Genomic DNA, 14566 nt, shown 5'->3' with positions numbered 1-14566 from the left:
GTTGTACAGAAGGATGTCACTCATCTGACGGTGACGGAATTTTGTTGCGCAGTGTCGTTCGGTGGAGTCCGAGCAGCTTGGCTGCGGAGACCTGGTTATCGTCGCAGAGCCGGAGCGCTTCGTCGACCAGTTCCCCCTCGGCAAAACTGATCAGTATATGAAAAGGGCCGTCAGTTTTCCCGGTGGGTCTGTTCTTTTCTACCAGTTGGCGCAGGGTGTAACGTAAAGTGCCACTCAGCTCTTCGAACTCGTCCTGGGCAGTTGAACCGGATTCATGGGTGGGCGATGCGGGAGATGCATTCTCCAGTGCAAGGTCATGATTGGTTAGTTTGTTGCCCCGGGCGAGCAGCGCGGAGCGTTTGATGACATGTTCCAGTTCTCTGACGTTGCCCGGCCAACAATGGGCGCACAGCCGCTCGATGACGCCGGGTTCAAAATCGGACAGTGGTTTGTTCAATTCACCTGCGACCTGTTTTAAGAAGTGACGGGCCAGCAGTTCGATATCCTCCTGGCGATTGCGTAGCGGTGGGACCTGTAGAGTGACCAGATTGAGGCGATGGAGAAGATCTTCCCGAAAACGTTTGTCTATAACCTCCTTGGCCAGGTCCCGGTTGGTGGCGGTGATCAAGCGCGCCTGCAGGGGGATAGGGGTACTACTGCCGATACGCTCGAAACTCCGTTCCTGTAGCACCCGCAGCAACTTTCCTTGCAGGGGCAGGGGAAGTTCACCAATTTCGTCGAGGAACAGAGTGCCCTCACCGACGCTTTCAAAACGTCCGATACGACGAGTTTCGGCGCTGGTAAAGGCTCCTTTTTCATGACCGAAGAGTTCACTTTCCAGTAGGTTTTCCGGGATGGCGGCGCAGTTGATGGCAACAAATGGGGCCTCGGACTGTCTGCTGTGTAGGTGGATGCCTCGCGCCACTAACTCCTTGCCGACGCCGCTCTCGCCGGCGATCAGCACGGTCATGTTGTTGGTGGTCAAGAGTCCCATCAGTTTAAAAAGCTCCTGCATGGGAGCGCTCTGTCCCACAAGTCTGGGCTCAGTTTCCGGTTCTGCCTGCCCGGTTTCGGCTTCAGGGGCTGGGGGTTCGGTGGCGGACTGTTCGAGCATCTGGTGCAGCAGCTGCCTGACGCGGGTCAGCTCCACCGGTTTGCCCAGATAATCAAAGGCATCGAGGCGCACCGCTTCCATCGCTGTCTCCATGGCGCCATAGGCGGTCATGATTACAACAGGCAGTCCGCCGATCTCATCACGGATTTGAGCCAGTGTCTCGATGCCGTCCATACCGGGCATTCTGACATCCATGAAAACCGCGTCGGGATGTTGTTTGCGGATGACCTGCAAGGCCTCTTTCCCATTGCTGGCAATCAGCGCCTCATGTCCCTCCATCTCGAACAGACGGGAGAAAGCATCGCAGATGGCGCGTTCGTCGTCGGCGATGAGGATCTTGCTCATGCGGTGGTATCCTGAAGTGGCAGGCTGAGGAAAAATCTGGCGCCGCCAAGTTTACTCTTTTCGACGCGAATCTGTCCGCCATGAAGCTCGGCCAACTCGCGACAGAGCCGCAATCCAAGACCGAACCCTCCCGGTTTGTCGCTGCTGGGTTGATCGAACAGCGTAACTTGCCGATCCGGCGGAATGCCCGGTCCCGAGTCGTCCACTGCAATCCACAGGCTGCGGCCGCCCGTCTCCACGCCTGTGCTGAGAACAATCTTACCGCCATCTGGCAGTTCATCCTTGGCGTTGAGCAGCAGATTGAGCAGTATCTGGCGGAGCATATCCCTGTCGGCGGATAACGGGGGGAGAGATCGACCAGGCGTCATCTCCAATTGAATATGCTGGTGCTCGAACTGTAGTCGGGTGAGGCGGATGATTTCATCGATCAGCAGATTGACATTGACGGTGATCCTTGACGGTTTTGCCGGCAGGCGATGCTGCAGGGTGCCGGAGACGATCAGTTCCAGTCGTCCAACCTCGTCCAGCAATGTCTGCAATACACCAAGATCCTCTTTGCCGGAGATCTCCTTCAATAACTGCAACTGCATCTTGATGGCGGTCAATGGGTTGCGGATCTCGTGGGCGATGCGGGCGGTCATCTCCCCCAGCGTGGCCATGCGGCTCTGTTCAGCCACCGTCTTTTCGTACTCCTGCAGTCTGCCCGCCATAGTATTCAAGGCGGCCGCAAGATGGCCGATTTCGTCCCGGCGGTGGATGCTGACTGATGTCTGGCGCTCTCCGGTGGCAATCTTCTCAGCCATATCCGCCAGTTCTTCAATAGGCAGGGTGATGCTGCGGCTGGTGCGGTGACCGACCCAAGCCACCAGCAGCAGCCCAGAGATGACGCCGAGCCCCAGCCACCAAGCCATACGGTGTGAGGTTGCGCGGATATCTGACAGGTTTGAGAGGGCGGCAACATAGATTATGTTCCTGCTGCTGCGAGGTTTTATCGGCCGCATCACCAGCAGATAGTCGGCCCCACTCAAATCGACTCTGTGGCGTTCTTCAGAGTGCAGCAGGTTAGGGTGGTCGGCGAGCAATCCAGTGATAATCCTTTGCAGATCGTCTCTCTCTCCCTTGAAGGTCGTAAAGTCTACTTTTCCATCGGTGCTGATGAGGGATAGATCGGCTCTGATTAGCTGTGATAGTTGCTCCACAATGCCGGTCGTATGGGGGAAATCTCTGCGGGAGAGTGTCTCTACGGCGTGGATCAATTGTTCGTGCAGACGCTTTTCCAGCGTTTCGGAAAAGAGTTGACTGCCCATCCACCAAGCTGCGCCTGCACTGAATAGCAGAGTGACCACATAAGGGATAAAGAGCCGTTTATAGATGCCGTCGCTAAGCATGTAACTCACTGAACAAACTGCTTATGTCTCAACACAGCATATCTTAACTATTGGTTTGTTTGCGAAAAGTATCCCCTAGCCTGAACTTTAGGGCGTTGAAGAGCTGCCGCTATCGTCGCTCCGTTTCTGATAGCGTCTCCAGACAAGCCAGGTTACCACCGGCAGACCCAATGGAATCAGCAGGCCGGGGCCGAGAAATGAATCCGGCAGAAGGGTGGCGCCGTTACCTGCCAGAACTAGGGAGATCAGTCCGTTTGCGATGAGTGTGACCAGAAAAAAGTGCCGCAATGACATGCCTCCCGCACCGGCGGCAAAGGCGACCGCTTCTGCCAACACCGGCACCGGTCGGCTGATGGCGAGTATGACCAGCGTTGGTGCCTCGGGCAACACCCTGTCTGGTCTGGAGAGCAGCATACGCCCGGCCAGCCAACCGAACACATTTCCCAGCATCAGTCCAAGCCAGCACCAGGGCCAGCCGGGGACAATACCGAGACGGGCGCCGAGCATGGTACCTATGATGCTCGAAGGAATCGGCAGCAGGATATCACTGGCCAGCAGACCTGCCCCAGTCAATCCGAAGTAGAGCGCGTTATCATCGGTGGCGGAGAGCCACTGCTCCCCAGGAAGTTCCCCGATTACCGCGAAGGGGATGATGGGAATCAGCAGAGCCAGGGTGATGACAAGAATCTGTTGTTTATGAAGTCGCATCGATGTGTGAATGATTGAAAGGTACTTCAGTCTAGCGGATTGGGTTAGAATCCGACAGATGGAAAAATCCTGTAAGCACCACTACTAGGAGAATGGAGTGAGCCAGCCCGATAAAGCTATGCAGGGTTTAAGTCCCGCTCCGTTGATGCAATTGTCAACTGCCTATTGGGATTCACAGACCCTGCTTACCGCCAACAGAATGGGGCTGTTCGATCTGCTCTCGGATGGTGGGAAAACGCTGGAGGAGGTTGCAACCGCACTGGGCACCGAGCCGAGACCGACGCGGCTGTTCCTCAAAGCCTGCGTCGGATTGGACCTCGTTGATGAACGGGAAAACAACTTTACCAACACGTCCTTGAGTCAAACCTTTCTTACATCCGAAAGTCCGGCTTATCTGGGCAATGCACTCCGTTACAGCGACAATCTCTATACTACCTGGGGTAACTTGGAACGGGCGTTGAAAGAGGACAGGCCGCCAATGCCTCCTGAGACCTATACCGGTAACGACAAGGCGCAGACCCGTGACTTTGTCTACGGTATGCACGATCGGGCGTTGGGCATCGGACAGGTTATGGTCGAATTGGTCGATCTCTCCGGGAGAACCCGCATGATCGATGTGGGCGGTGGACCGGGCACCTATTCGGCGCTGTTTGCGACAAAAAATCCGGCGCTGCACTCCCGCGTATTGGACTTGCCTGAAGTGGTGGCGATAGCGGTCGAGATCGTGGAATCCATGGGAATGTCTGAGCGAGTCAAAACCGAGCCACTGGATTACATGCAGGATGCTTTTCCAGTGGGTAACGATGTTGTATTGATCTCTGGTGTTTTTCATCGTGAGAGCGAACAGACTTGCCGTGGCTTCATCCAGAGGGCCTTTGATGCTCTTGAGCCGGGCGGTATGCTGTTGGTAAGCGATGTGTTTACCGATGCAGGTGGGAACAGTCCCCGGTTTGCCACTCTGTTCGGCCTCAACATGCTGCTGACAGCAGAGGATGGTGGAGTGCATGCGGATGCCGATGTGGTGGATTGGATGAAGCAGCAGGGTTTTACTAATATAGAGAAGAGTCCCTTTCCACCACCTATGCCGCATCGGATCGTAACGGGAATCAAGCCATGAAGGGACAGAATATGTCTGAGCGTCGAATAAAAATCACCGTAATGGCCTTTTTTATGATTGGCCTGTTTGTCTTTTTCGGCGCGGTTTTGGCAGAAGTCAAAACGCCCGCTATGGGACAGATCGTGATGCCTCCAGAAGCCAGAGAACCTGGTGATGGGTTGATGAAAACGAAACCCCGAGTCGAGGATTTGGGTAAAGGCAAGTACCGTATCGGCAACATTCAGTTGGACAAGAAAGCGGGGCGTTTTAGCCTCTCGGGTGTCATGCTCTATTATGAAGAGGGTGGACCGATAGAATATATGGCAGTGATGAAAGGTGGCTTCAAATCCTATGAGAGTGTGCTTGAGTTGGATGCCGATGCCTTTGAGTTTAATTTGGCATGTATTCTAATTGGCCTGGATGCCAAAGGTGTCCGACTACCTGAATACCACTTCGATACCAAACCTGTAGATGGTGATGCGGTGGATATTCGCGTCAGTTGGGAAGAGAAAGGTAAACAGGTCGAAGTCGATTTGCTGGATCTCGTCAAGTTGCGCGCTGAAGCACCCAAGGACAATAGAAGGCAGGTATGGAGCTACACCGGTTCCACCTTCATCGAAGGAGATCGTTATCTTGCTCAGATGCACGGTACGTTGATCGGTGTAGTTCATGACCCCGGAAGTATTATTGAACACCGCCTGGGTCTTGGTTTGGAGCAGTGGGGTTTCGTCTTTACCGACGTTGAGCGTGCACCGCCCATCGGAACAAAGGTTGTACTGACGGTGCAGCGTATCCAAAAATAAGTATCAACTGCATTGGGGCGTGAAATACCCCGATGACAAAGGAGACATAGCGTGAACCCTGAAAAAGTCCTTTTCGGTTTCTTCATTGTTTTGGCCTTGACCCTCAACTTTGGTTTTTTTGTCGGCGAACTGGATAATCCGGATCATCATCACGTGTACGAGTTGTTTGCGGTGATCGTTGTCAACCTAGTCGCCACGGTGCTGAAATTCGGTGACCGGACGCAGATGGGGGCGGTGCTGCTTGCCACCAGTCTGGTGGCGCTGCTGCAGCTTTTTGCCGCCGCGCTGGTTTGGACTGTGGCGGAACAGATTACAACAATCGGACTTACGCCGGTGGTAACTGCCAGTATTGTCTCCCTTTCCGGTGGCGCCATGCTGGCCAATGTGGTCTCTGTTGTGCTGTTGGTGATCGAAACGGTCATGTTGCGACGTTGACGGCTATCCGTCATGCAAAACATCTTCTTTCTAATCTTTCGGCGCATGCGGGCGCCGTTGCTGGCCCTGATCCTTACCTATGCAATCGCAGTGCTGGGTCTGGTGCTGATTCCAGGGCAGGATGCAGATGGCAATCCCTGGCGCATGGATTTTTTTCATGCCTTTTACTTTGTCAGCTTCATGGCCAGCACCATCGGCTTTGGGGAGATTCCATTTGAGTTCACCAATGCCCAGCGCCTCTGGGTCACCTTCTCCATTTTTTTTACCGTTGTTGTCTGGCTCTACTCTATAGGTACCCTGCTGACGCTGTTTCAGGATCCCACTTTTCAACGGGCTTTGACAGAACGTCGTTTTACGGCCCAGATCCGGCGGATCCGCGATAGATTCTATTTGATCTGTGGTTATGGTGAGACCGGCAGTGCACTGATCCAGGCGCTTACCGACCGCGATCAGCATGCTGTGGCAATCGATATACGTCAGGATCGGGTCAACCTGCTTAAACTGGAAAATCTGCGACAGTATGTTCCGGCATTGTGTGCCGATGCCCGCATGCCGATACATCTGATGGAAGCAGGTTTGAAGCATGCGCTCTGCTCCGGGGTGGTTGCCCTGACCGACTCCAACGATGCAAATTTGAAGGTAGCCATCACTGCAAAACTGTTACACCCGGAAATCAAAGTGATTTGCCGCGCGGATTCCCACGATATTGAAGCCAACATGGCCTCTTTCGGTACCGACTACATCATCGATCCTTTCGATACCTTTGCTGTTCATCTCGCCACTGCAATACAGGCGCCTTGTCTCAACCTGTTGCAGGAGTGGTTGACGGGCCGGGAAGAGAGTGAGCTCAGAGATCCTATCTACCCACCAAGTGAGGGGTTGTGGGTGATATGCGGATACGGTCGTTTTGGCAAGGCTGTGTATGACCAGTTACGCAAGGAGGGGCTGGAGCTCGTTATTGTCGAGGCTGAGCCGGAGAAAACCGGACTGCCGAAAGAGTACTGCGTCATGGGTCGTGGTACTGAAGCAGAGACCTTGCAGGAGGCCAATATTCAGCGCGCCGTGGGACTGATTGCCGGTACTGATCATGATGCCAACAATCTCTCGATTATCATGACGGCACGTAAACTCAACCCGGATCTATTCGTGATTATGCGGCAGAACCGGCAGGATAACGATGCAATCATCGAAGCGCTGCAGGCCGATATGGTGATGCATCCCAGTGCCATTGTGGCGAACCGCATCCGTGTATTACTTGGAACCCCAATGCTGCACGAGTTTCTGCAGCTTGTTCTGTATCAGGATGATAGGTGGGCCTGTGAACTGGTGAGCCGTATCCTGGCGCTGGTGACTTCCCATGCGCCGGACATATGGGAAGTGGCGTTTTCTGAGGAGTCCTCCCACGCCATCTGCCAGTCAGTCCTGGAGGGGAAGGCGGTAAGTCTTCGGGATGTGGTGACAGATCCTCGGAATCGCTCAGAATTACTTCAGTGTATCCCTTTGATGATGTTGAGAAATAATGAAAGGGTGCTGCTCCCGGAAATGGATGAAATACTGCATCGAAATGACCAGATTCTGTTCTGCGGGTCACACTCGGCTGCAAATCGGATGGAGTGGACCCTGCAAAATGAACACGCATTGAGCTATATACTGACAGGAGAGGCCCGTCCTCAGGGTCTGTTGTGGCGCTGGTTGAAAAGAAAGGAAAAGGCATGAGTACGCTTCTGGAACGATTGCATCGCGATCACACCATATTGAGACGTCTGCTTGATCTATTGAGCAGTCAGTTGGATGCCTTTTTTGCAGGCCATGAATCGAATTTTGATCTCAAGATCGAACTGCTGGACTTCATTGTGCACTATGCCGAGCAGATTCATCATCCCACTGAAGACCTGTTATTTCAGGTTGCAAAGAACAGGTGTTCAGAAGATGGGGAGCTGTTTGAGCGGATTGGTAATCAGCACCCTAATCTGGAGGCATTGACTCACCGTTTCAGGGAGACCCTGGAGGGGGTGATCCAGGGCGAGGTGATGCCACGGGAAGAGGTGGAAGTCCGCGGGCGTGAGTTTGTTGCCCTTCAGCGGCAACATATCGACCAGGAGGAGCAGGAGGTCTTCCCTCTGCTGGAGAAGTGTTTGGCTGCTGAGGACTGGGAAAGGCTTTTGGCTGAGGTTCCACTTGGTGAAGATGAGTTGTTCAGCCGGGAGGATTTTGCGCGGTTTCGTGGACTTATTGATTTTCTTTCAGATCATGGCAATGAGTGATTTTTGCTAAAGGGTGTTCGTCCAAACGCCGCTGTAAATCCTAGAGCGTAGAGTGCGCACGGCGGACCCTACTCAAAAAAACAGGTTCTCTGCGTTATAGAAAGTAAAGAATTCTGAATATTAGCCGATATGCTTCACGCCTGTGAATATCGTGCAATATGAGGTGCCTATATCCAAATGAGAAGTTGGCCGGGAATTCTGATCTTACTATTGGCGTGGCCGATAAATGCTGCTGCATTGCCGTTCAGCGATGAAATCCACGTGGCAGACGAGCACAATTCTGAATGGCATTTCAGCGGTACGAAGGTGAAATGTGAGCTGCGCCATGAGATTCCCGGATTTGGCACCGCATATTTTCTACGGCGCGCGGGTCAGACGCTCTCCTTTCATATCGACAGCTTTCAGCCGACGCCATCCGCTGTTGACGCTGAGTTGCGGGAAGTCTCGCCAGCCTGGGTCTACGATGAACCGGATCTGTTGGTTGAATCTGTAACACTGAACATTGGGTTGAGACCACTCCTGCTCAAGCGCAAACAGGCAACCAGAATATTGGCATCACTTGATCGAGGCATGCTTTCCAGTATTGATTTTCCTGACTGGGATGATGCGCGCAAACGTGTGCATCTACAGCTTTCACCGGTCTATTTTCAGACTCCATACCAGGATTTCAGGAAGTGCCTGAAGCAACTGCCCGCAAAAGGTTTCGCCGACTATCGACTTACGGAAGTCCATTTTCCTCTGGATATTCATGATCTGAATGAGGATTCCCGTATGGTCATTAGAAAACTCGCAGAGTTTGTGAAGGCAGACGGGGAGATAAAACGGATAAAGATATCCGGTCATGCGGATGATCAGGGATCGCGAAAATATAATCTGAGACTGTCGGAGCGTCGTTCGCAAAGTGTTTCAGATTTTCTGCTGGCGAATGGAGTTGAGAACAATTTACTTTCGAAATATCACTATGGTGAATCAAGGCCCAAAGTTCGCGGCCGTACTGAGCGGGCAAGATCTGTAAATAGACGGGCTGATATCGAATTGGAGAAATGAGGTTAGCAACGGCTGATTGCAAGTCAGTTTATTGAACATTCAATATGTCGTGAATCGATCAGGATGTTAATTACTGCATATTCTGGCCCATCATGAACACTGATTCTGATCCATCGTGAACACCTATTCTGGACGAACGTGAACCCCCATTCTGATTGATCGTGAACGCTTTTGGCATTTCACCAGAATCACCGTTCACGATGCCAGAAACCCTTTCCACACATTGATAAAGCCTTGCTAACCTTGCCCGTTTTGACCGGGGAAGGCGATGCCAACAAAGAGACTATCAATGCGTAAATTAAGAGAGATATTAAGACTCCGGTTGTCTGCCCAGCTCAGCATGCGGCAAATCCGGGACAGTCTGCGCCTCAGCCTGGGTGCAGTGCAAAAAATCACCTGCAAAGCTCATGAACTGGGATTGGACTGGGAGGCTATCGAAAAACTGGATGATCGCCAGTTAGCCAATGCCATTTATCCTGAATCAGACACACGAACCTCTGGATCGTTACAGTTGCCAGACTGGAAAGATGTTTATAAGGAACTGCATTTTAAACATGTCACCAAGCACCTGCTCCGGGAAGAATATGCCCAGCAATACCCCAACCGCAGTTACAGCTATCCGCAGTATTGCCACTTATACAGTGAGTGGCTAAAAAAACAAAAACGCTCCATGCGCCAGACCCATAAGGCCGGTGACAAACTGTTCGTGGATTATGCAGGCCAGACCGTACCAATTGTTCAAGGTGATACCGGTGAAGTGCGCTTTGCCCAGATCTTTGTCGCGGTACTAGTGGGACATGCGGTTAATTCTGTAATGATTTCTTTGCACGCCCAACAGCCGCCAGAATGTGGCTGGCAGGTTTAGTCCATTTAAAGGGTTTTGCGCTCTCCCTGTTATGAACCTTGATGAACCGCTCCAACTCAGTCTTTAGTTCTGGAACGCTGGTGAACACCCCTCGGTATAACGCACGTCGCTCAAGTTGCGAGAACCAGCCTTCCACGGCATTGAGCCATGATGAACTGGTTGGCGTAAAATGAAGGTGGATGCGCGGTCGGGAGGCCACCCATTCTCGAACAGCCTCTGTCTTGTGAGCACTCAGATTATCCATAATGATGTGCAATTCTCGGTCTGCACGCGTGCGTCTATCAAGTAGTTTCAGAAAAGATAGAAATTTTTTGCTGTTCGTTCGATCCGAAACTTTGCCAATCACTTTTCCAGTCAGTGTGTTAAATGCAGCATAAAGACTGGTGGTGCCGTGTCTTTTGTAATCATGAGTGCGACTGCCGATCCGGCTCGGATTCAATGGTAGTCCAGGTTGGGTACGATCCAATGCCTGAATCTGCGTCTTCTCATCCACGCTGAGAATAACTGCATTCTCAGGAGGATTCATATACAGACCGACAATATCAATGACTTTATCAGCGAACTCAGGATCATTACTGATCTTAAACGTTTTCAGCCGGTGTGGACGCAGATCTGCAGCCTTCCAGGTCTGACGAACCTGCCAAGGTGTCACTTCTGCGTATCGAGACATTAACTCGATGCTCCAATGTGTAGATTCCTGTGGAATTCTTTTTGTGGTCAGAAATAGAACTTTGTCGACAGTCGCCTTGTCTATGACCGTAGGACGTCCGCAACGGACTCTTTCAAGTAGTCCATCAACGCCTTCGGCCTCAAATCGATTTCGCCAGCGGTGCACTGTCTTCGCTGATGTCCTTTGGGCAGTTGCAACTTCCATCGGTGTCATCCCTTCACTGAGTTGTAAAATAATCTTGGCTCTCATGATCTGGCCATGAGGAAGGGTTGTTGATCGGCACCACTCTTTTAAAATCCCAGCGGCTTTATCAGTAATCTGAAATGTCTTAGGTAAACGCATTCCATATTTTACACCGTTAACGTTTTAGTTACATTATTTTACGCATGGCCCACTAGGCGCCTCCAATTACACCTTTGCAGAAGCTACCTGGACACAGGGCTTGCCAGACTGGCTGGCCAGTCATGCAAGAGCATTCGCTTTTATCGGTGGTGTTCCAAAATTAGTGGTTCCGGATAACTTAAAAAGCGGCGTTACCAAAGCCTGCCGTCACGATCCGGACCTCAACCCCAGTTACGAACAACTGGGTGCACATTACGGTACCGCCATTATGCCGGCTCGCCCCAGAAAGCCACAGGATAAAGCCAAGGCAGAAGTGGGTGTGCAAATCATCGAACGCTGGATACTGGCTCGCTTACGCCACCATACCTTCTTCTCCCTGGCCGAGTTGAACCAATGTATCGTTGCCTTGTTGGCTGACGTTAACAAAAAACCTTTTAAACAACTGGAAGGTTCACGTCAGGAATGGTTCCAGTCAATCGACAAGACTGCTCTGTCTCCATTGCCGAAGCACACCTATGAATATACCTATATTAAAAAGGTGAAGGTCAACGTGGATTACCATGTGCAGTATGAAAAGCATCTGTACTCTGTGCCCCATCAGCTGGTTGGTGAGCAGTTGGAAATCCATACCAAAGACAAACTGGTAGAGATCTTCTTCCACAACAAGCGGGTGACCAGCCATGTACGAAAATACTGCCATGGCATGACCACCGTTCCTGACCACATGCCCAAAAAACATGAGAAACATCATCAATGGTCTGCTGGACGGTTGATGAACTGGGCCAAGGATCTGGGTGATGAGGTTCTCATCTGGGTAAAAAGCATACTGGCTCAAAAGCAACATGAGCAGCAGGCATACCGTGTCTGCCTGGGTCTGCTGAATCTATCCAGAAAATACGAACCTGACCGGCTGAATAAAGCATGTGCGATTGCCAATCATCACCAGCTTTATCGCTTAAAGCAGATCAAATCCATCCTGCAAAGCAATCAGGATCAACTGCTGCCGGCATCAAAAGAGCAGCTCTCTTTATTACCCCAGTCACATGAAAACATCCGTGGCCCGAAGAGCTTCCACTAAACCCAAAGGAAACCATAATGTTAGATCAAACCATTACACAGTTACGACAACTCAAGCTCAGTGGCATGGCCAACGCACTGGTAACTCAGCAGGAGCAGCCTGGCACTTACGAGGGCCTGTCCTTCGAGGAGCGCCTGCAAATACTGGCAGATAATGAACTCAATGACCGGGAGCATCGCAAGCAACAGCGTTTATTAAAAGCGGCCAAGCTCAAAATAGCAGCCAACCCTCAAGACGTTGATTACCAGCATCCCAGAGGGCTGAAGAAATCCCTGGTGGCCAGTCTACTGCAATGTGACTGGATCAATAAAAACCAAAATCTGCTGCTGACCGGTCCTTGTGGCAGCGGAAAGACTTACATTGCCTGTGCGCTGGCTTATGCTGCCTGCATGAAAGGTTACCGGGTCAAATACTATCGACTATCCCGGTTGCTGCTGGAACTCGCACAAACAAAAGCCGATGGCAGTTACAGCAAAGCACTGCAAACACTGGCCAGGCTCGACTTGCTCATCCTTGATGACTGGGGACTGGAGCCGCTCAACGCTGCACAGCGAAATGATCTCATGGAAATAATGGATGACCGAAATGGCAGCACATCAACGGCCATCCTCAGCCAGTTGCCAACGAATCAATGGTATCAGTCCATCGGTGATAATACGTTGGCTGATGCCATTCTGGATCGGCTCATGCATAACGCCCACCGGATCACGCTGAAAGGCGAATCTTTACGGAAGCGGCAAGCCATAACTTGACTGATCGTGAACACTTGAAGTAAAAATACACCGAGCCCTATGTGTGGTTAGGTTGGGTGTTCACGATCACCAGAATCAGCGTTCACGTTCGCCAGAATACGCAATTACTGAATTCTCTTCCAGGTTCAAGTCCCTCCTTATCCGGCCGATAGTGTCTATACAGAATCTGTTTCCAGTACGGTTTTTTACTAAATAGTAGTATTATTGTTGACTTATAAATAAGTAAACACTAATATACTTACATGTAATTCATGTCAATGAGAGGTAATGGACATGTCGATCTTTTCTTGTGGAACTTTGCGCGCTTCGGTAGTCGTTTCGATAGGTCTGTTGTTGGTAGGCATGGTATTTGTTTCGCCAACAGTGATTTTTTCAGCTCAACTGGAACTCCCTGTTCTCTTTTTTCACTTTGCAGGGTTTGCAGCAATATTAGCAAGTCCAGTGGTTCTGCTTGTCACACTGCTCCTGTCATTATTTCCGTCTGTGAACGGCAGACTCAATGAGTGCCAGCATTAACCTTCACAATGATCCATTGTGATTGAGTCATGTGATACCAAGCACCTTTTGGTAATTACTATAGATTGCACTGCCTGCAGGGAAATACTCAAGCAAAGCTTCAATGTAGCGGTCGAACGGGTTCTGCGTCGCATTGATTCGGAGTCTTGTCGTAATGTCTAAATCGTAGGTATTGAAGACGATAGGGAACGGCACTGGAAAGTCTGTGCCGAAAAGAATCTTCTCATGTGCCATTGTTTGTTGTGAGATATGTCTGAGAGAGCGGGCTTTAAAAGGCGTTAAAATGGCTGACAAATCAGCATATAGATTATCGTAAACGGTCAGCTTTTCCAGTAGCGTGTAGTAGTCCTGGTCAAAGAAATCAGGGTTTCTTGAAAGGTTTCGCCAGAATTTCAATTTGTAATTTGGCCGCCCCAATCCCATATGCGCGGCGATAACCGTCACACCTGATTTCAAAGGCAGCTCAATCATATTGATCCGCTCATAGGCAGGATCAGACTGAACTGTGTATTCGCAACCTATGTGTATGATCAGCGGGATATCGTTTGATTTAAGCTTTTCATAGTAGGGAAGAAATCGTTCGCTATTAAGGTCGACCCCCCAGTAGTTCTGTAGAAACTTTGCTCCTTTGCAGCCTCTTTCGACATACTCATCGATGAGATCCAATGCATCTGGACGATCTGGATTAACTGATAGGAAAGGGATAAAGCTATCTGGGTAGTGCGCTGCTGCAGCGAGTACATCATCGGTTGAGGCACAGACTGTTTTATCACGATGAGTATCGTGGCCATGTTTGTCGACCCGGCTATCGACGCCAAACAGACAGGTTTTTTTAAGAAATACGGACTTGTTGATCGCGCGTGCCATTGATTCCAGGTATACCGGATAAGGATCTGCTTTAAGATACTTGGCTTCTACGCCCAGCTTTTTGGCAAAAAAACGAACGATAAAACGATCAAGTGGGCGATCAAAACGAACGTGTGGGTTGAGAAGGTGTGTGTGGATGTCGACGGTTTTCATTTTCAGTATTAAGACGCACTAGGACAGTCTTTCTCCAGAACCCTGGAGAAAATGCAACGCACACTAAGGCACAGTAGGCCTGATTATACTAAATTCAATAACGATTATTCATTAGCTTGCTCA

Annotated in this window: 13 protein-coding genes and 1 pseudogene; 9 read left to right on the top strand and 5 right to left on the bottom strand. The window is 50.9% G+C overall.

Features of this window, described 5'->3' with window-relative positions; genetic code table 11:
* Nucleotides 1–16: 16 nt before the first annotated feature.
* The 3 genes from HPY30_02720 to HPY30_02710 all read right to left on the bottom strand — a co-directional run bounded on the left by HPY30_02720 (nucleotide 17) and on the right by HPY30_02710 (nucleotide 3555).
* Nucleotides 17–1459: a sigma-54-dependent Fis family transcriptional regulator gene (locus HPY30_02720; protein ID QYZ64995.1), complete on the bottom strand. Its 1443-nt coding sequence runs from the start codon at nucleotides 1457–1459 to the stop codon at nucleotides 17–19.
* Nucleotides 1456–2856 carry a HAMP domain-containing protein gene (locus HPY30_02715; GenBank protein ID QYZ64994.1) on the bottom strand — a complete coding sequence of 467 codons (1401 nt, stop codon included), beginning with the start codon at nucleotides 2854–2856 and terminating at the stop codon, nucleotides 1456–1458. Before HPY30_02715 ends, HPY30_02720 begins: the two co-directional genes overlap by 4 nt.
* 78 nt (nucleotides 2857–2934) lie before the next feature.
* Complete coding sequence (locus HPY30_02710) at nucleotides 2935–3555, bottom strand: hypothetical protein (GenBank protein QYZ64993.1); 621 nt, start codon at nucleotides 3553–3555, stop codon at nucleotides 2935–2937.
* Between the two features lie 97 nt (nucleotides 3556–3652).
* Here HPY30_02710 and HPY30_02705 point away from each other — a divergent pair, with 97 nt between their 5' ends.
* From HPY30_02705 to HPY30_02675, 7 genes are all read left to right on the top strand, one after another.
* Nucleotides 3653–4672, top strand: a complete 1020-nt coding sequence (locus HPY30_02705) for a methyltransferase (protein ID QYZ64992.1) — start codon at nucleotides 3653–3655, stop codon at nucleotides 4670–4672.
* Nucleotides 4669–5454 carry a hypothetical protein gene (locus HPY30_02700; protein ID QYZ64991.1) on the top strand — a complete coding sequence of 262 codons (786 nt, stop codon included), beginning with the start codon at nucleotides 4669–4671 and terminating at the stop codon, nucleotides 5452–5454. Before HPY30_02705 ends, HPY30_02700 begins: the two co-directional genes overlap by 4 nt.
* Nucleotides 5455–5505: 51 nt before the next feature.
* Nucleotides 5506–5889 (top strand): hypothetical protein, encoded by a 384-nt coding sequence (locus tag HPY30_02695; GenBank protein QYZ64990.1) that lies wholly within the window; start codon nucleotides 5506–5508, stop codon nucleotides 5887–5889.
* Between the two features lie 12 nt (nucleotides 5890–5901).
* Nucleotides 5902–7605 carry a potassium channel protein gene (locus HPY30_02690; protein QYZ64989.1) on the top strand — a complete coding sequence of 568 codons (1704 nt, stop codon included), beginning with the start codon at nucleotides 5902–5904 and terminating at the stop codon, nucleotides 7603–7605.
* Complete coding sequence (locus HPY30_02685; GenBank protein QYZ64988.1) at nucleotides 7602–8153, top strand: purine catabolism protein pucG; 552 nt, start codon at nucleotides 7602–7604, stop codon at nucleotides 8151–8153. The genes HPY30_02690 and HPY30_02685 overlap by 4 nt, the downstream gene beginning before the upstream one ends.
* A gap of 177 nt (nucleotides 8154–8330) precedes the next feature.
* Entirely contained in the window at nucleotides 8331–9200 is an 870-nt protein-coding gene (locus HPY30_02680) for an OmpA family protein (GenBank protein QYZ64987.1), read from the top strand.
* A gap of 322 nt (nucleotides 9201–9522) precedes the next feature.
* Nucleotides 9523–10065, top strand: coding sequence for a transposase (locus HPY30_02675; GenBank protein ID QYZ64986.1), 543 nt, complete (start codon nucleotides 9523–9525; stop codon nucleotides 10063–10065).
* On the opposite strand, the gene HPY30_02670 is transcribed toward HPY30_02675, so the two are convergent.
* Nucleotides 10004–11077 (bottom strand): IS630 family transposase, encoded by a 1074-nt coding sequence (locus tag HPY30_02670; protein ID QYZ64985.1) that lies wholly within the window; start codon nucleotides 11075–11077, stop codon nucleotides 10004–10006. The genes HPY30_02675 and HPY30_02670 overlap by 62 nt on opposite strands.
* 52 nt (nucleotides 11078–11129) lie before the next feature.
* On the opposite strand from HPY30_02670, the pseudogene HPY30_02665 reads away from it, so the two are divergent.
* Nucleotides 11130–12155 (top strand): annotated as a pseudogene (locus tag HPY30_02665) (IS21 family transposase).
* 14 nt (nucleotides 12156–12169) lie between these two features.
* Nucleotides 12170–12907 (top strand): ATP-binding protein, encoded by a 738-nt coding sequence (locus HPY30_02660; GenBank protein ID QYZ67881.1) that lies wholly within the window; start codon nucleotides 12170–12172, stop codon nucleotides 12905–12907.
* A gap of 543 nt (nucleotides 12908–13450) precedes the next feature.
* Here HPY30_02660 and HPY30_02655 read toward each other — a convergent pair.
* On the bottom strand, nucleotides 13451–14443 hold the full coding sequence (locus HPY30_02655) for an amidohydrolase family protein (GenBank protein ID QYZ64984.1): 993 nt from the start codon (nucleotides 14441–14443) through the stop codon (nucleotides 13451–13453).
* Between the last annotated feature and the right edge of the window lie 123 nt (nucleotides 14444–14566).

The organism is Gammaproteobacteria bacterium (ex Lamellibrachia satsuma), from assembly GCA_019623805.1.
Classification (GTDB): Bacteria; Pseudomonadota; Gammaproteobacteria; order Chromatiales; family Chromatiaceae; genus QGON01.
The sequence above is the reverse complement of the archived record's forward strand: the minus strand, read 5'-3'. Positions and strand labels throughout refer to the sequence as shown.

What these genes read in the sequence shown, in the direction of transcription:
- HPY30_02655 (QYZ64984.1), bottom strand. Translation starts at nt 14,443, where the DNA reads ATGAAAACCGTCGACATCCACACACACCTTCTCAACCCACACGTTCGT.
- HPY30_02700 (QYZ64991.1), top strand. Translation starts at nt 4,669, where the DNA reads ATGAAGGGACAGAATATGTCTGAGCGTCGAATAAAAATCACCGTAATG.
- HPY30_02690 (QYZ64989.1), top strand. Translation starts at nt 5,902, where the DNA reads ATGCAAAACATCTTCTTTCTAATCTTTCGGCGCATGCGGGCGCCGTTG.
- HPY30_02670 (QYZ64985.1), bottom strand. Translation starts at nt 11,077, where the DNA reads ATGCGTTTACCTAAGACATTTCAGATTACTGATAAAGCCGCTGGGATT.
- HPY30_02720 (QYZ64995.1), bottom strand. Translation starts at nt 1,459, where the DNA reads ATGAGCAAGATCCTCATCGCCGACGACGAACGCGCCATCTGCGATGCT.
- HPY30_02680 (QYZ64987.1), top strand. Translation starts at nt 8,331, where the DNA reads ATGAGAAGTTGGCCGGGAATTCTGATCTTACTATTGGCGTGGCCGATA.
- HPY30_02710 (QYZ64993.1), bottom strand. Translation starts at nt 3,555, where the DNA reads ATGCGACTTCATAAACAACAGATTCTTGTCATCACCCTGGCTCTGCTG.
- HPY30_02685 (QYZ64988.1), top strand. Translation starts at nt 7,602, where the DNA reads ATGAGTACGCTTCTGGAACGATTGCATCGCGATCACACCATATTGAGA.